We start from the raw sequence: 16639 nt of genomic DNA, 5'->3' as shown, positions 1-16639 counted from the left end.
TAGGCTGAGCCCGTGAGGATCGCGCGCTTCAGCCACAACGACGCCATCAGATTCGGGATCGTCGACGAGGGCGAGCTGGTCGTCCTCGCGGGCGACCCCATGTTCGCCGGCTACGAGACCACGGGGGAGCGCGTGCCGCTCGCCGACGTCGCGCTGCTCGCGCCGGTGATCCCGCGCTCCAAGATCGTGGCGGTCGGCCGCAACTACCGCGACCACGCGGCCGAGCTCGGCAACGACGTGCCCGCGTCGCCGATGCTGTTCTTCAAGCCGAACACCTCGGTGATCGGCCCCGGCGACGCCGTGGTTCTGCCGAAGGGGTCGGACTTCATCAGCTTCGAGGGCGAGCTCGCCGCGGTCATCGGCCGCATCGCGAAGAACGTGTCCGCCGAGAACGCGCTCGACTACGTGTTCGGCTACACGATCGCCAACGACCTCACCGCTCGCGACTGGCAGAAGTCCGATGGTCAGTGGGCGCGGGCCAAGGGGTTCGACACGTCGTGCCCACTGGGCCCGGCGATCGAGACCGACTTCGACGTGACCGGCCCCGCCGTGATCACGACGCGACTCAACGGCGAGGTCCGCCAGCAGGGTCCGATCAGCGACATGGTCTTCTCCCTCGCGGACGTCATCGCCTTCGCCTCCGCCGCCTTCACACTGCTCCCGGGCGACGTGATCCTGACCGGCACACCTGCCGGCGTCGGCCAGATCAGCGCGGGCGACACCGTCGAGGTCGAGATCACCGGGCTCGGGACGCTCCGCAATCCCGCCCGCGATGCCTGAGACCGGGTCAGAACCGGCGGTCGACCTCGCGCCGACCGCCGAAGAGATCGCCCGCGTCCAGCGACGCACGGTATGGGTGCTGTCGGGCGGGCAGGTACTGGGCGGCCTCGCATTCGGTGCGACGCTGTCGCTCGGCGCTGTGCTCGCGGCCGAGCTGTCGGGCGAGGACGCGTTCTCCGGCCTGGCAGCGGCAGCGGTCACGTTCGGCACGGCGCTCACGGCCGTGCCGCTGGCGGCGATCGCCCACCGCCGCGGTCGCCGGCGCTCGCTCACGACCGGTATGGCGGTCGCGCTCATCGGCGTCGGCCTCGTCATCCTCGCCGTCGCCCTGCGGTCGTTTCCGGTGCTGCTCGGCGGCTTCCTCATCATCGGCTCGGGTCAGGCCGCGAATCTGCAGTCCCGCTTCGCCGCGGCGGATCTGGCGACGGATGCCTCGCGTGGGCGCGATCTGTCGATCGTGGTGTGGGCCACCACTGTGGGCGCGGTCCTCGGCCCCAACCTCACCGGCCCCGGCGAGGTGATCGGCGGGGCGATCGGAATGCCCCCGCTGACGGGAGCGTACCTGTTCACCGTCATCGCGCAGGGGCTCGCCATCATCCTGTATCTGGTCGCGATGCGTCCCGATCCGCTACTGCTCGCGCAGCGCGTGGTGGCCTCCGCGAAGGCGGGAAGCCGCGCGATCGCCAAGGCGGATAGTCCGGTGGCCGCTCGGTACGCGATCTTCGCGGTCGCCGCGGCGCACGGCACGATGGTGTCGGTCATGGCGATGACGCCCGTGCACCTGGCGCATCTGACGCACGAGGCGTCGGAGGCGGCGACGCTGTCGATCATCGGCCTCACGATCAGCCTGCACATCGCCGGCATGTACGTGCTGTCACCGGTCTTCGGCATCCTCGCCGACAAGGCGGGTCGAGTTCCCACGATCCTCATCGGACAGGTGCTGCTAGCCGCTGCGCTGCTGACTGCGTCGTTCGGTCAGGCGTCGACCACGGCGGTCACCGTCGCCCTCGTTCTGCTCGGCCTCGGCTGGAGCGCCACGACGGTCGCCGGGTCCACGCTGCTGACCGAATCCTCGTCAGAGGCGCTGCGGACCAGGCGCCAGGGCATCAGCGACTTCACCATGAGCATCGTCGGCGGCGTCGGCGCGATCGCCGCCGGCGCGCTGCTGGGCTGGATCGGCTACGGCGGCCTCGCCCTTGTCGTCCTGGTGCTCGTCGCCGCGTCGGTGCTGCTCTCGCCGCTCGGTTGGCGGGCGTCGGCCGCGAGGGCATCGGACACCGCGTCGGGTGCCTGACCGCCGCCCGACGCGAGGCGCAGAACCGCGCCCTCGACGAGGTCCGTGACGATGGCTGACTCGAGGTCGTCGCCGAGCTTGGTCATCTCGGGACGCGGCGGCGGCATCCGCCCGGCGGCGTGCGGCCGAGGTGGCCGGTCATGCGGCCTCCGTCGTGCATGGCCTGGCTGACCCGCGTCGGCGGTCTGCGCAGTCGTCCGGGTGCCTCGAGGGCGTGTCGTCAGTGGCCCAGCGCCGCGAGCGCGAGGTCGACGTCATCGGCGTCGTTGAACACGTGGAACGCCACGCGAGCGCGGCCAGACCGACCGGATGCGGTGATCTCCGCGGTCGCGAGACGTGCGAGATCCCACCCCTCTGGATCGTCCCACGTGACGATCGCCGACGCACGCTCGGGCTGTGCGAGGCCGAGCCCGGTGCGGAACGCCGCGGCGAGCCCGGTCGCGTGCTCGTGGAGTTCGGCGGGATCGAGCGAGGCGAACAGCTCGAGAGCGGGCGCCGCGCCGACGAACGCCTGCCAGGCCGGCGACACGTCGAAGCGGCGGGCGTCGGCGGCCAGGGCCACCTCCCCGCCGTAGCACGACGACCACGGGTCGTCTCCGGCGTACCAGCCGGCGTTCAGCGGCGTCATCCGCGCGCCCAGGCGGTGCGACACCGTGAGGAACGACACGCCGCGCGGCGCGCACAGCCACTTGTACGCGTGGCAGACGACGGCATCGAAGACGGATGCCTCGACCCGCAGCCATCCGACAGCCTGGGTCGCGTCACACAGCGTGAGCGCGTCGTGCGCCGCCGCGGCAGCCGCGATGGCCGCGGCGTCCGCCACCTCGCCGGTCGCGGACTGCACCACCGAGAAGGCCACCAGGGCCGTGGTCGGACGAACATGCGCCGCCAGGTCGGCGAGCGGTGCGGTGCGCACGACGAGCTCACGCCCGGCGTGGATGAACGGCAGCACGAGGGACGAGAATTCGCCGTCGGGCACGAGCACCTCCGCTCCCTGCGGGAGCGCGGACGCCACCATCCCCGCCGCGACCGAGGTCTGCGAGCCGATGGCCACCCGCTCGGCACCGACGCCGACGAGCGACGCGAACAGCGTGCGCGAGCGTTCCACCGCCGCGCAGTACGCGGCGAGGTCCGGGCGCCCGGAGGCAGAGGCGTCGAGGTCGGCGAGCACGGCGCGTCGCGTCGCGCGGCTGGGCAGGCCCACCGTGCACGCCGCGAGGTAGTCGCGGCCGCCCGCGAACTCTCGCCGGGCGACATCGAGAGGGGGGCAAGGAGCGATCGCGGTCATGGATCCAGAGTGGAGGGTGGTGATTGCTTGCGTCTACGACAGGTGTCACATGCATCGCATAACGGGCGCTTATGATTCAAGCATGGCTGATCCTTGGGATGACGACCCCGGCTTCGACGCCCGCGAACTCCGCGTCGTGAAAGCGATCGCCGACGAGGGTTCCATCACGGGCGCCGCCCTCGCCCTCGGATACAGCCAGCCCGCGGTGAGCCAGCAGCTCAAGCGACTCGAGCAGCGCCTCGCAGTGGCGATCGTCGAACGCGTCGGTCGCAGCGTCCGCCTCACCGACGCGGGTCGCATCCTCGCGCGCCACGCCCCGGCCGTGACGACGGCATTGGATGCCGCCGCCGGCGAACTCGCCGAGCTCCGCGGCCTGCGCTCCGCACGGGTGCGGCTCGTCGGGTTCCCCTCCGCGTCGCCCACGATCGTGCCGCGCCTGCTCGCGGACCTCGCGCAGCGCCATCCGGGAATCTCCCTCACGTACGTCGAGGCCGAACCGCCCGAGGCGGTCGAGGCGGTCCGCGAAGACCGCACCGACATCGCCCTCACGTTCAGCTACCCGGGCGACCGCGACGACCCGCACGGGTCGAGCGCCCGCGGCCTCGCCGTGCACACCGTGGGCGCCGACGAGCTGCTCGCGGTACTCCCGGCTGAGCATCCTGCGGCGACCGCGGACATCATCGACGTCGCGACCCTCGAGAACGACGACTGGATCGCCGGCTGTCCACGCTGCCGGGGGCACCTGCTCGAGCTGTGCGGGCGCGCCGGGTTCGCGCCGCGCATCGCGTTCGAGACAGACAACTTCGTCGCCGTCGAAGGGCTCGTCGCACAGGGGATCGGTGTCGCGACACTGCCGCGGATGGCGGTCGAGTCCTTCCCCCAGCTGCCCGGGGTGGCCGTCGTGCCGCTGCCGGCCGGGGAGCAGCGCCGCATCCACACCGTCACGGCGCGCGGCGCGGATCGCGTGCCGGCTGTGCGGGCGACGCTGAACGCCCTCGCGCGGCTGATCGCCGAGCCCGCGGACGAGCCGGGTCCCGCAGCATCCCGCAACTAGACTTGAGGGCGATGTCTTCTTCGCCTGATCCCCGCACCACGACCGCCACCGGCACCGACGTCCGCGTCCGCTTCTGCCCCTCGCCGACCGGTCTTCCGCACGTCGGACTCATCCGCACGGTGCTGTTCAACTGGGCGTATGCGCGTCACACGGGCGGCAAGCTCGTGTTCCGCATCGAAGACACCGACGCGGCGCGCGACAGCGAGGACAGCTATCACCAGCTTCTCGACGCCCTGCGCTGGCTCAAGATCGACTGGGACGAGGGCGTCGAGGTCGGCGGTCCGCACGGGCCGTACCGCCAGTCGCAGCGCCACCACATCTACCGCGAAGTGCTCGACAGGCTCATCGCCTCCGGCGCCGTGTACGAGAGCTACTCGACGCCCGAAGAGATCGACGCCCGCAACGAGGCGAACGGCCGCGCGAAGCAGCTCGGCTACGACAACCACGACCGCGACCTCACCGATCAGCAGAAGGCCGACTTCCGTGCCGAGGGTCGCGAGCCCGCCTGGCGGCTGCGCGTGCCGGATGAGGACCTCACCTACGTCGACCTCATCCGTGGCGAGGTCACCTTCCCGGCGGGCTCGTTCCCGGACTTCGTGCTCGTGCGTGCGGGCGGAGTGCCGCTCTATCCGTTCGTGAACCCCGTCGACGACGCGCTGATGGGTATCACGCACGTCATCCGCGGCGAGGACCTCATGCCCTCGACCGCTCGACAGCTGGCGCTGTACCGCGCGCTGGTGGATGCCGGCGTCACGACCTTCGTTCCGCGCTTCGCGCACATGCCGCTCGTGCTCGGCGAAGAGGGCAACAAGAAGCTCTCCAAGCGCGACCCGAAAGCCGATCTGTTCCTGCAGCGCGACAAGGGCTTCATCCACGAGGGTCTGCTCAACTACCTCGCCCTGCTCGGCTGGTCCATCGGTCCGGACCGCGACGTGTTCTCGCTCGATGAGCTCGTCGCCGCCTTCGACATCGTCGACGTCAACCCGAATCCGGCTCGCTTCGACCAGAAGAAGGCAGAGTCGATCAACGGCGACCACATCCGGATGCTGCAGCCCGGCGATTTCGCCGACCGCCTGGTGCCGTACCTGGCCGCGGCTGGTGTGGTCGACGAGGACCCGACGGCGGCGCAGCGGGCCATGCTCGCCGCCGCTGCGCCGCTCGTGCAGGAGCGCATGCAGCTGCTCGGGGACGCCCCGGGACTGCTCGGCTTCCTGTTCTCCGACGTGGTCGCCTACCAGGACGACGCCCTCGCGTCGCTTCCCGCGAACGCGAACGAGGTGCTGGTCGCCTCCGTCGGCGCGCTCGAGGTCGTTCCCGACACGGAGTTCACGGCCGCGGCCGTGCAGGACGCCCTCGCCGGCGCCCTCATCTCGCCGGTGGAGGAGGGCGGACTCGGCCTGAAGCCTCGCGTCGCCTACGGCCCTCTGCGCGTCGCGCTGAGCGGCCGCCGGGTGTCGCCGCCACTGTTCGAGTCGATGGAGCTGCTCGGCAAGTCGAAGTCGATCCGCCGGCTCGGAGCATTGCTCGACGCGCGCGGGTGACTGCTCGGTTTGGAGCACGTGCCGGCGTCGCGTAGACTCTATCCTCGGCACGGCTTCGGCTGACAGCCTTGGGGTATGGTGTAATTGGCAACACGGCTGATTCTGGTTCAGTTGTTCTTGGTTCGAGTCCAGGTACCCCAGCCATACGAAAACCCCCGCTCAGGCGGGGGTTTCTTGTCGTTCCGTCGAGCTTTGCCTGGGGCGTGCATCTCATCCAGCACCCTCTCCAGCACGGACACCGCCGCGTGCACCTCTCTCGTAGATGCCGTGCACGAAGGTGTGCAGGGTGAACCCGGGGTCGCCGTGCCCGAGGATCGCGGCCCCCGGCGCCGGGTCGGCGCCGTGCCCGATAAGGACTGACGCTGCCGTGCGCCGCGACGTGTCGCGGCGGGTGCGAGGCACGCCAGCGTCGGCGAGGATCTTCCGCCACTGCGACGAGTCTCCGTCGTCGGTGACGGGCGGCCGCAGCATGGCTTGTGGATCGGTGCCCAGCCTGATGCGGGTATCGAACGTCGTCACCTGAGGTGGCGAGCTACGTGCGGGTCAGCACGACAGCCGCTACGTCGTCGGTGAGCGTGACGGCGTCCAGGCTGGCGAGTAGCGGTGCGAGCCGTGCGCCGGCGTCGCCCTCACGGTCGATCGCTGCGAAGACCTGATTGAGCGCGTGGACGGTCCCGTCACCCAGATCCAGGGCGCCGTCGGTTACGGAGATCATTGAGTCTCCCGAAGCGAGGCGGGATCGACGGACAGTCCATTCGGCGTGCAATGAGAGTCCGAGAGGCATGCCGGTCGCCGGGAGGGGCTCGATGGTGCCGTCGGCGCGAAGCACCGCGGAGAGACCGTGGCCGGCATCCGCGTACTCGATTTCTCCTGATGACAGCTCGACCCGTGCCGCGAACGCCGTCGCGAAGGTCTGAGTGCGGCGGAAATCGTCATCGAGACGCCGATCGATGGACCGGAGGAGAGCGACCGGATCGACGTCGAGGTGACCTAGCGCCACCGCACGAACCGTCGCGGCGATGATGGCTCCTGCGACACCCTTGCCCATCGCGTCTGCGAGCAGCAGGGTCACATGAGAGCCGTCGTCGTGCCATGCGTAGAAATCGCCGCCCACGACCCCGATCGGGCGAGAGTGGGCTGCGATCGAGAATCCGTGAGCGAGCTTCCGGCTGGCGGGCAAGAGAGCTCCCTGCACGCGGGCGGCGAGCTCCATCTCGGCGTTCGCGTGCAGCTCGCGCTCGACCCACGTGCCCATCTGGTCGAGAAGGAGCTGCTGGTCGGTGCCGAAGTCGCGAGGCTTCGTGTCGACGAGACACAGTGTGCCGACGAGCGGGCCTCCCGCGACGCTGAGCGGGCGGCCCGCATAGAACCGCACGTGCCGTTCGCCCGTCACGCTCTCCTTCCAGGAGAAACGGTCGTCGTCTGCGGCGTCGGGGACGACGAGGATCCCGGGCGATCTCACTGCGACGTCACAGAACGACACGTCGAGCGGTGTGTAAACCTCCGCGCCGGGCGGCTGTGGCGATTTCGTGAACTGACGCTCCGCGTCGATGAAGTTGATCTCGGCGACGGGGACGTCAAATACCTCTCGAGCGAGGCGGGTGATGCGGTCGAACCGCTCCTCGGGAGGCGTGCCGAAGATCTGCAGCTCGCGCAAACTCATGAGCCGGTCTGATTCGCTGCCTTCCATCACGCGCCCCACCCTAGCGATGCGATGTGTCCTGCCCGTGACGTCCCGCACCTCAGCACCGTGCGCCGCGTGTGCAATATGCTTCTGATCGTCCAGGCTCGACGACGCGGTCTTGCGCCGATCTTTGTGTAGTCGCCACAAGGAAGGAGCACAGTGGCTGCTCGCCGACTGACGGACGTTCTGTCGCGCGCCGCTCTGGGAAGGATCCTGGCGGGGGCTGCGGCAATCGTGCTCCTGTCGACAGCCTTGGCAGCCTCCCCCGCGGCTGCTGTCGCTCCGACCCCTCCGGTCGTCCCCGCCGAGCAGGCGCCACTCTCGCCGTCGTCAGGAGCGTACTTCGGGGTCACGCTCGACTGGAGCATCGACAACGCAGGGCTGGAGGCGGATCGGCTCGGGCTCACTCCGGCGGCATATGAGCACACCACCACACTCCCCATCACTGACGACGAGGAACGGTACCTCGGCGAGTTCTTCCGCCAGAGCCACGCCGAGGGATCGATCCCGATCGTCACGCTGCAGCCTGCCGGCGGCCTCGCGGACTTCGATCGGGAGGCGGCTCAAGAAGCCGTCGACTCGCTCGCCGCAAGTGGGAAGGGCGACCAGCCCTTCTACGTCCGGTTTGCGCCCGACATGAACGCGAGCTGGGTCCCGTGGGGTCAGGAGCCCGCGGCGTATGTCGCAGCGTTCCGGCTGTTCGCCGACACTCTGCACGCATCCCTGCCCGATGCTGCACTCGTCTGGTCGCCACTCGCGGGCGAGTCGTACCCGTTCGCCGATCCGCGCGCAGTTCACGAGGCAGGCCTTGATACGAACGCTGACGGGCGCCTCGGCTTCGGCGACGACCCCTACGGCCCGTATTACCCGGGGCGTTCGTACGTCGACTGGGTCGGTCTCGCCGCGTATCACGACGCCAGCGGCGGTGGACCGCCCGTCAACGCGATCCCGGCAGAGGGCACGCTCCTCTCCGACCTGTCGGGCCGAGGGGCTCTCGACTTCTACGGACGGTTCGCCGCCGCGACCCGGACGCCTATGCTCCTTGAGACCGCGGCGCTGTACTCACCCGGCAGCGGAGGTGCGACCGCTCTCGCGATCAAACGAGCGTGGTGGCAGCAGAGCATCGACGCTCTCACCAGCGGCGACTACCCGCTGATCGACGTCGCGCTGTGGCGGGACTCCTCGTCACGGCGCGTCGCGGTGGGGGAGGTGGTCATCGATTGGAGCATCTCGAGCGATCCCGCTGTCGCGGCCGCGTTCCGGGCCGACGTGGAGCGCGGGCCGCTCGTGTTCGGCCCCGTTTACACACCCTCGGGCGTCCGCACGGCGACGGCGAACGGCCTGACGATCTCGGGCGCGCCGGCCTGGGCCGTCGTCGTCATCGTGCTCGCCGCAACGGCGTTCCTGCTCGTGTGGGGGCTGCGGCGCGGCAGAGTCGGGAGTCTCGCCTACATTGGGCCCCCTAACCGCGACCTTCGCATCGATCTGCTGCGCGGTGTCGCGATCGTCTTCGTCGTCGTCAATCACCTCGCGCTGACATCGCTCCTGCAGAACGCGACACAGGAGGCGATCGGCGTCGTGTCCGGTGCGGAGCTGTTCGTCCTGCTCTCGGGCGCCGTTCTCGGTATGGTGTATCGCCCGAAGCTCGTGGCTGGCGGAGTCGGGGAGGTGACGGTCCGCACGACGCAACGGGCGTGGAAACTGTACGTGACGGCGCTCGTCGTCGTGATGATAATCGGCGCGTTGAGCCTGCTGCCTTTCCTCAACACCACACCTGTGACGACATTCACCGATCAGGGTACGGGCGCTGCCGGCAGCGAGGCGACGGGGCGCATCTACGAGCTCTACGCCAACTTCGAGACGCTCCTGCGCTACCCCGTGGACCCCTCGATCGTCGTCGACATCGCGCTGCTCCGGCTCGGCCCCTGGCAGGTCAACGTGCTCGGCCTCTACGTGGTGATGCTCGCGCTCTCACCGCTGATCCTGTGGGCGCTCTCGAGGCGCAATTGGGCGCTCGTACTCGCTGTCAGCTGGGCCGTCTATGTGATCGAACGATTCCTCTCGATCCGCGTCCTCCCCTCGCAATTCGAGGACTCGTTCCCTCTGCTCACCTGGCAGGTGCTGTTCGTCACCGGTACCGTCGCCGGGTTCCACCGACGGGAGATCCTCGTCTGGTTCCAGACGAGGATCGGCTCGATCGCATTGGGCCTGTGCGTCCTGGCGACGGTGGCGCTGGCCGTCTTCTCGTGGAACAACCCATACCTCTCGAGCGCGTACGATATGCGCCTCGGACTCGTCCCGTCCAACGCCTACGCCTCCATATACTCGAGCCTGTTCGAGCGGACGACGCTGGAGCCCGGACGGCTCCTCAACGTCTTCCTCGTGACGATCACGGCGTACGCGCTGCTGAGCGTGCTGTGGAAGCCGGTGAATCGACTGTTCGGCTGGTTCTTCCTCCCCCTTGGGCAGGCCACGCTGTACGTGTTCATCATGCACGTGTTCTTCGTCCTGCTGGTGGCCAACGTCCCCGTCCTCCACGAAGGGAATGTCCTCATCGACACGCTCGCGTACCTCGTCGTGCTCGCCCTGCTGTGGGTCATGGTCAAGACGCGCTTCCTCTTCGTGGTGGTGCCCCGGTGAGCGCCTTCGAGGGGCCCGCAGAGGTCGACACACAGAGCACCCTCGCATCGCCGGGGCGCATGCTCCTGCTTCGTGTCATCGTCGTGCTCACGCTTGTGCTCGGCATCAACTACGTGGCGTGGCGGTGGCTCGACTCACTCAACTGGAGCGCGTGGTGGATCGCCGTGCCGCTCGTGATCGCAGAGACCTACAGCCTCGTCGACGTGGGCCTGTTCGGCATGACGATGTGGCGCGCGCGGGGCCGCCCCGCGCCTCCTGCTCCCGATCCCGACGCGACGGTGGACGTCTTCATCACGACCTACAACGAGCCGATCGACCTCGTCATGACGACGGCCCTCGCCGCCAAGGCGGTGCGCTTCCCGCACAGCACCTGGGTGCTCGACGACGGTGACCGCCCGGGGATGCGCGCCGCAGCGGAAGAGGCGGGGATCGGCTACATCACGCGCTCTGAAGTCTGGACGGAAGACGTCCCTCGGCATGCCAAGGCCGGCAACCTCAACAACGCGCTCGAGCAGACGACGAGTGAGTTCATCCTCATCCTCGACGCCGATCAGATCCCGCATGCGGAGATCCTGGAGCACACGCTGGGCTACTTCCGCGACGAAAAGGTCGCGCTCGTGCAGACGCCGCAGGTCTTCTCCAACGTCGCGACCGGCGACCCACTCGGCAGCCAGGCCCCGCTTTTCTACGGGCCGATCCAGCAGGGCAAGGACGGCTGGAATGCGGCGTTCTTCTGCGGATCCAATGCTGTGCTGCGCCGCGAGGCCCTGATGCAGCTCGGCATCGTGGGTTACGTGCGCGATCTCGACAAGCGCCTCGCCGCCGCGCTGCGGGCAGGATCCCGCGCCGTCACGAAAGCCGTGGCACACCCAGCGGCGAAAGATCCCGCAGTCCGTACCGCACTAGACGACGTCGCTGCGGCACTCGCACAGGCGCGCGCGGAGCTCGAGTCGGGGGCGTCCGTCGCGTCGATCACCTACGACCTGCACTCCCGTGTCGACGCCGCCGGCTACTCGCTCGTTGCTTCCGATGTCGCGGGGGTCGAAGCCGACCTAGCGGAGATCCGCGAACTCGCCCGGCTGCGCGGCGGGGACCAGTCGGATGCCGCACAGACTTACGTCGAAGACATCGTCATGGCACTGTCCGAGCGGGACCTCTCCCCGCTCAACGCACTCGAGTCCGTTCAGGCGATCCTGCAGACGATCGCCGTCGACCGGCCCGGTGAAGCACAGCCCGTGATGCCGCTCGCGACGATCTCGGTCACGGAGGACATGGCGACCTGTATGCGCCTGCACGGCCTCGGCTGGAAGAGTGTGTACCACCACGAGCTCCTCGCCGACGGCCTGGCCCCGGAAGACCTCGGAACCATGCTCACGCAGCGGCTGCGATGGGCGCAGGGGACGATGCAGGTGTTCCTGCGCGAGAACCCCCTCGTTCAGCGCGCCCTGTCGGTGCCGCAGCGCCTCATGTACTTCGCCACCATGTGGAGCTACTTGAGCGGCTATGCGTCGGTCGTGTACATCTCCGCGCCGATCATCTACCTCGTGCTCGGCATCCTTCCAGTATCGACGACCGCTTTCGAGTTCTTCGTGCGGTTCATCCCTTTCATGCTGGTGAACCAGCTGCTCTTCCTCGTGGCGGCGAAAGGCACGCCGACGTGGCGCGGACAGCAGTACAGCCTCGCGCTGTTCCCCGTCTGGATCAAGGCGTGCCGAACGGCGTTCGACAACGTCGTGCTGCGCATCCCGCTCGGCTTCGCCGTGACGCCGAAGACACGCCCGCAGATGAACGGACCGCAGTGGCACCTGATCCGTGTGCAACTGATCGTGATGGCGATACTCGTGCTCGCGATCGTCGTCGGGACGCTCCACATGATCTTCAGCGGGGCGGATCCGGTCGGCACGCTCGTCAACGTGGGGTGGGCGGTCTTCGACCTCGTGATCCTGAGCGTGCTCTTGAGCGCGGTGACCTACACCGGCTTCGAGCCGGAGACCGATGAAGAGAAGGGGGCCGTCGATGCAGTTCGAGGTTGAGGACAGAGGATCAGGGGTCGCGATCGTGCGCGCGGTCGGCAAACTCAATCTGATCAGCGCACCGGTACTCCGGTCGGTCGTGACGCGGGCTATCGCCGACCACGGGAATCGCATCGTCGTCGACCTGGCCGGGGTGGAGTTCATCGACTCGTCGGGGCTCGGCGCACTGGTGGGATGCCTGAAGGCGGCGCGGCAGGCCGACGGGGACCTCCGGATCGCGCGGCCGACCGATCAGGTATTGATGGTGCTTCGCCTATCGAGCCTGGATCGGGTGCTCGCGAGCTATGCCTCGCCGGACGAGGCATACGGTGTCTGAACTGACGATCACGTTCCGCGCACCGCCCGACAGCGTCGATGTCGTCCACGCGGGGCTCGACGCGTTGTGGCGGAACGAACCGACGGTCGCCGGCCCTGATCGCTGGGCTTTCGAGACCGCCGTCATCGAACTCGCCTCCAACGTGCTGCAACACGCCTCGTCTCACGCGGCAATCCTCTGCAGTCTGCACGTCGTCGCGGACGCCGACGCGCTCCGAGCCGTGCTGACCGACTCCGCCGATGAGCCCGACATTGACATGCGCCCACGTGAGATGCCCGACCCGCTCGCTGAATCCGGCCGTGGCATCGCGCTCATCAACGCCCTCGTCGATGACTTCGACTATCGCCGCAGCGACCTCCAGAACATCTGGACGCTTACGCTCTCGCGCGCTGCTCCCGCTGCGTCGCCGTGAGTCACCGGGACGCCCGGGCGCATCGTCCCGCGCCCGCGACTGTTATCGGGTTCGAAACGATCGTGCCCTCGCCGACCGCGGACTCTCGGGGATCTGAGCGCCTACAGGGAGGTTGTTCGTCGGCGCGGAGAACTGCGCCGCGACGAGCGCCGGCGCGAAGGGCGACACGATCGATGACCGAGCTCGTCGCGGGACGGCGCGGCGCCGTCGATACGAGCGGGCCCCACCCTCATCATGGGGGCAGCCGCTGCCCAGCGCGCCCGAGATTTGAACCCGGCCGTCACCAACGTGTGAACAGCAGGTGCTGCACGATCACCGCGAAGACCATCTGCGCGATGAGGCCTGCCCGTCGCCAGCGGGAGGGAAGCAGTGCCGTCGCGAGCAGCATCCAAGGGATGAAGGGCAGCCAGATGCGCTCCACCTCGGCGCGGCTCATTTGCGAGATCGCCGCCGCGACGCACATCCCGACCCCGGCGAGGGCAAGCCATGCTGTGGTGCGTCGCGTCGGATTCCCCGACTTCGCATCGGAGAAGGCCACGGCGAGCCCGGCACCGACCATCGGTCCGGCGCTCACTGCAACTGCGGCGAGGTCCGCCCACGTCCAGTAGAGGCCGGGCCGTTCGTGCGCGATGCCGGCCCAATAGCGGTCGCGGAGGACGGGCAGCGCCTCCCACCACGCGAATCCGAGCGCAGCGAAGAGGAAGACCACACCCGCGGAGCCGAGCGCGGCCCAGACCATCGGACGCCACGACCGGGCGAGTACGAGCACCGTGCCAGCAAGCACCGCGAGCAACGGGAGCCCGTACGAGAACATGACGCAGACGCCGTACACCACACCCGATGAGACACCTGTCGCCACCCGCACACCGCGCCGGTGGCTCGTCGCGGCGATGGTCAGCAGCAGGGTGGCCCAGGCGCCGGCCGCCGCGAACACTGCATCGGCGGACACGCACATCCAGATCGCCGCCGGGCCGATGACGAGGAAGGGGGCCGCAGCGCGGGCGAATCGTTCGGCGCCGAGACGCCGGACCACGAGCATCACGGCGATCGCGGTAGTTCCGGCGATCAGAGTGACCACCAGACCCGCGGACAGGGCGCTGCTGAGCCCGACACGCACTAGCCCGATGAAGAAGAGCACCGCGCCGGGCGGGTGGCCCGCGAGGTGCACCGGCCAGTTCTCGTCACTGTCGAGCGGAATGCGGTCTATATACATCCGAAGCATCTCGCCGACGTCGGTCACGGAGCGCGCTGTCTGGAGATACTCGGTCTTGGCGTCGAGGATGCCGCCGATACCCTCCAGGCCGTCCACGGTGGCGAGCGCCAGCATCCAGCCCACGCCCGTGACATAGACGGCGACGAGCAGGCGCGGCCATGACCACGCCACCGCTCGCGGCGTCCATACGCACGTCAGGACGCCGAGGAGGATCGCGATCGGTGTGCCCGGCCCGATCCGCGGAACCCAGATCGAGTGCAGTGGCGGGAACTGCCCGGCGCGCACGTTCCAGTTTGTGACGGCGGGGATGACCATCGACGCGATGATCAGTGCGAGCGTCGACACGAGGCCGATCGTCGCCGCAGTGGTGCGTGTGGCCGGCACGCGGGATCGGGTCGGTGAGAAGGTCACGATGATGCCGCCTCGGCGCGAGGACGCAACGGTGCGTTGGCGAACTCCTTCATCCCATCGTCGAACAGGACCGCGGGTCGCCAGCCGAGCTCGGTCCGGAGGCGCTCGGCGGAGGCGGTGATGTGGCGTACGTCTCCGAGCCGGTACGCACCGTTCAGCTCGGGCTGCGGACCCCCGAGGGCCGCCGCGAGAGCTTCGGCCATATCTCCCACCGTGCGGACCTCGCCGGACGCGACGTTGAAGGGCCGCGCCTCACCGGCGGAGGCATTCGCCGTCCAGCCGATCGCCGCGAAGTTCGCAGCGGCGACGTCATCGACGTGGATGAAGTCGCGCCGCTGGCCGCCATCCTCGAACACGACCGGCGCGCGACCGGCCTCGAGCGCCGAGCGAAACAACGATGCGACTCCGGCGTAGGGTGTCCCGTGCGGCATCCCCGGTCCGTAGACGTTGTGGTAGCGCAGGATCGCGACCCGCCCCCCGGTCTCGCGCGCCCAGGCCGCTACGAGATGCTCCTGCGCCACCTTCGTGGCGGCGTAGACATTGCGCGGATCCAGTGGCGCGGTCTCGTCGATGAGCTCCGGATCGAGCGGCTCGCCGGTTCGCGGCGAGCGGGGTTCCCAGTGGCCGGCCGCGAGATCGCCCTCGCTCCGCGGCGGCGCGCCGATCTGCCCGAGCGCATCGCGGTAGCGTCCCTCGCCGTACACGACCATCGACGATGCGAGCACGAGGCGATGCACTCCGGCGCCCGCCATCGCCGAGATCAGCACGGCCGTGCCCAGGTCGTTGCTGCGCACATAGTCGGGCGCGTCCGCGACGCCGACCCCCAGCCCTACCTTGGCTGCCTGATGGCACACGACGTCGACGCCCGACAGCGCAGCGGCAACGACGGAAGCGTCCGTCATCTCGGCGACCACGGACTCGGCACCCGCGGGCATGCGCGCCGAGGCCGGGTGCACGTCCGGGCGCAGGCTGTCCAGCACCTTCACCCGCCATCCCCGGCTGAGTGCGGTCGCAACCACGTGCGAGCCGATGAAGCCGGCACCGCCGGTGACCAGGAGCGTGCCGGTCATCGCGCCGGGATCTCGCCCGCCAGCACACGGGCGACGACGTTCGCAGCGATGCGTCTCGGTGCGGCGTAGTCCTCGGGCAGCGTGGCGACGGCGTCGGCGAGAGTGCCCGTGATCCGCTCGCGCGCCGCGGAGAGGCGCCGGAAGACGACCTCCGCGGTCACGGCCTCGTCGTCCGCGCCGTGGCCGGTGTCGGCATCCGTCACGAACGACAGGCTCGCGTAACCGAGGTTGAGCTCCGCGGCGAGCGCGGCCTCGGGGTACTGCGTCATGTTGACGATGTCGGCGCCCAGCATCCGCCATCCGCGCGCCTCCGCGCGCGTCGAGAAGCGCGGACCGGCGATGACGACGGTCGTGCCGGTGGGTGCGAAGCGCTCGTCCCTGGCGGTGAGGGCGTCCACGAGCAGTCGACGGATGTCGGCATCGAAGGGGTCCGCGAAAGCCAGATGCTGCACGCCGCTGCCGTCGAAGAACGTGTCCGCGCGGGCGCGGGTGCGGTCGATCAGCTGATCGGGGACCACGAACGTGTCGGGCGGCAGGTCGGGCGTGAGGCTGCCGACGGCACTCGAGCCAATGACGGCGCTGACGCCGAGCGACGCGAGCGCCCACAGGTTCGCACGGTAGTTGACCCGGTGCGGGGGAATCGTGTGGCCGGCGCCGTGCCGGGCGAGGAAGGCGACGTGCGTGCCCCCGAACACCCCGACCGTGATGGGCGACGATGGCGGGCCGTAGGGTGTGGGCACGTCGATCGAGACGGGCTCGTCGATGAGCTCGTTAAAGACCCGAGCCGCCGATGATGCCGATGCGCGCGCCGTGCGCGTCGTCCGATTCCGTCACGAGACCACTCTGACGATGTCGAGCGGGGGAGTCTGCGGACAATCCTTACGGTTCGGTGACGACCGGTTG

At 69.2% G+C, this 16639-nt stretch carries 14 protein-coding genes and 1 tRNA gene; 9 read left to right on the top strand and 6 right to left on the bottom strand.

The window, feature by feature from the left end:
- Positions 1-12 precede the first annotated feature (12 nt).
- Both MRBLWH3_RS13960 and MRBLWH3_RS13955 read left to right on the top strand, forming a co-directional pair.
- Complete coding sequence (locus MRBLWH3_RS13960; protein WP_363433027.1) at positions 13-780, top strand: fumarylacetoacetate hydrolase family protein; 768 nt, start codon at positions 13-15, stop codon at positions 778-780.
- The gene (locus MRBLWH3_RS13955; RefSeq protein ID WP_363433025.1) at positions 773-2074 is read left to right on the top strand and encodes an MFS transporter; all 1302 of its coding nucleotides are present in this window, start codon (positions 773-775) and stop codon (positions 2072-2074) included. The genes MRBLWH3_RS13960 and MRBLWH3_RS13955 overlap by 8 nt, the downstream gene beginning before the upstream one ends.
- A gap of 220 nt (positions 2075-2294) precedes the next feature.
- Here the strand turns inward: MRBLWH3_RS13955 and MRBLWH3_RS13950 are convergent, their stop codons facing one another.
- Positions 2295-3362: an aminotransferase class V-fold PLP-dependent enzyme gene (locus MRBLWH3_RS13950; RefSeq protein WP_363433022.1), complete on the bottom strand. Its 1068-nt coding sequence runs from the start codon at positions 3360-3362 to the stop codon at positions 2295-2297.
- Positions 3363-3444: 82 nt separating this feature from the next.
- On the opposite strand from MRBLWH3_RS13950, the gene MRBLWH3_RS13945 reads away from it, so the two are divergent.
- The 3 genes from MRBLWH3_RS13945 to MRBLWH3_RS13935 all read left to right on the top strand — a co-directional run bounded on the left by MRBLWH3_RS13945 (position 3445) and on the right by MRBLWH3_RS13935 (position 6101).
- Complete coding sequence (locus tag MRBLWH3_RS13945; RefSeq protein WP_363433019.1) at positions 3445-4416, top strand: LysR family transcriptional regulator; 972 nt, start codon at positions 3445-3447, stop codon at positions 4414-4416.
- 11 nt (positions 4417-4427) lie between these two features.
- Positions 4428-5957 carry a glutamate--tRNA ligase gene (gene gltX, locus MRBLWH3_RS13940; RefSeq protein ID WP_363433017.1) on the top strand — a complete coding sequence of 510 codons (1530 nt, stop codon included), beginning with the start codon at positions 4428-4430 and terminating at the stop codon, positions 5955-5957.
- 69 nt (positions 5958-6026) lie between these two features.
- Positions 6027-6101: transfer RNA gene (locus MRBLWH3_RS13935), tRNA-Gln, on the top strand.
- 66 nt (positions 6102-6167) lie between these two features.
- Here the strand turns inward: MRBLWH3_RS13935 and MRBLWH3_RS13930 are convergent.
- Both MRBLWH3_RS13930 and MRBLWH3_RS13925 read right to left on the bottom strand, forming a co-directional pair.
- Entirely contained in the window at positions 6168-6476 is a 309-nt protein-coding gene (locus tag MRBLWH3_RS13930) for a hypothetical protein (protein ID WP_363433015.1), read from the bottom strand.
- Positions 6477-6489: 13 nt separating this feature from the next.
- Positions 6490-7647: a PP2C family protein-serine/threonine phosphatase gene (locus tag MRBLWH3_RS13925; protein WP_363435515.1), complete on the bottom strand. Its 1158-nt coding sequence runs from the start codon at positions 7645-7647 to the stop codon at positions 6490-6492.
- 153 nt (positions 7648-7800) lie between these two features.
- On the opposite strand from MRBLWH3_RS13925, the gene opgC reads away from it, so the two are divergent.
- The 4 genes from opgC to MRBLWH3_RS13905 are packed head-to-tail and all read left to right on the top strand — an operon-like array spanning position 7801 to position 13042.
- Positions 7801-10281 (top strand): OpgC domain-containing protein, encoded by a 2481-nt coding sequence (gene opgC, locus MRBLWH3_RS13920; protein ID WP_363433012.1) that lies wholly within the window; start codon positions 7801-7803, stop codon positions 10279-10281.
- 59 nt (positions 10282-10340) lie between these two features.
- The gene (locus MRBLWH3_RS13915) at positions 10341-12314 is read left to right on the top strand and encodes a glycosyltransferase (protein WP_363433009.1); all 1974 of its coding nucleotides are present in this window, start codon (positions 10341-10343) and stop codon (positions 12312-12314) included.
- Positions 12298-12630: an STAS domain-containing protein gene (locus tag MRBLWH3_RS13910; RefSeq protein ID WP_363433007.1), complete on the top strand. Its 333-nt coding sequence runs from the start codon at positions 12298-12300 to the stop codon at positions 12628-12630. Before MRBLWH3_RS13915 ends, MRBLWH3_RS13910 begins: the two co-directional genes overlap by 17 nt.
- The gene (locus MRBLWH3_RS13905; RefSeq protein WP_363433004.1) at positions 12623-13042 is read left to right on the top strand and encodes an ATP-binding protein; all 420 of its coding nucleotides are present in this window, start codon (positions 12623-12625) and stop codon (positions 13040-13042) included. The genes MRBLWH3_RS13910 and MRBLWH3_RS13905 overlap by 8 nt, the downstream gene beginning before the upstream one ends.
- Before the next feature lie 280 nt (positions 13043-13322).
- Here the strand turns inward: MRBLWH3_RS13905 and MRBLWH3_RS13900 are convergent, their stop codons facing one another.
- Genes MRBLWH3_RS13900 through MRBLWH3_RS13890 form a run of 3 tightly spaced genes read right to left on the bottom strand, consistent with a single transcriptional unit; the run spans position 13323 to position 16476 of the window.
- Positions 13323-14666 carry a hypothetical protein gene (locus MRBLWH3_RS13900; RefSeq protein ID WP_363433001.1) on the bottom strand — a complete coding sequence of 448 codons (1344 nt, stop codon included), beginning with the start codon at positions 14664-14666 and terminating at the stop codon, positions 13323-13325.
- Complete coding sequence (locus MRBLWH3_RS13895) at positions 14663-15736, bottom strand: NAD-dependent epimerase/dehydratase family protein (RefSeq protein ID WP_363432998.1); 1074 nt, start codon at positions 15734-15736, stop codon at positions 14663-14665. The genes MRBLWH3_RS13900 and MRBLWH3_RS13895 overlap by 4 nt, the downstream gene beginning before the upstream one ends.
- Complete coding sequence (locus tag MRBLWH3_RS13890) at positions 15733-16476, bottom strand: MTAP family purine nucleoside phosphorylase (RefSeq protein ID WP_363432995.1); 744 nt, start codon at positions 16474-16476, stop codon at positions 15733-15735. The genes MRBLWH3_RS13895 and MRBLWH3_RS13890 overlap by 4 nt, the downstream gene beginning before the upstream one ends.
- Positions 16477-16639 lie beyond the last annotated feature (163 nt).

This window comes from Microbacterium sp. LWH3-1.2, from assembly GCF_040675855.1.
GTDB lineage: Bacteria > Actinomycetota > Actinomycetes > Actinomycetales > Microbacteriaceae > Microbacterium.
The sequence above is the reverse complement of the archived record's forward strand: the minus strand, read 5'-3'. Positions and strand labels throughout refer to the sequence as shown.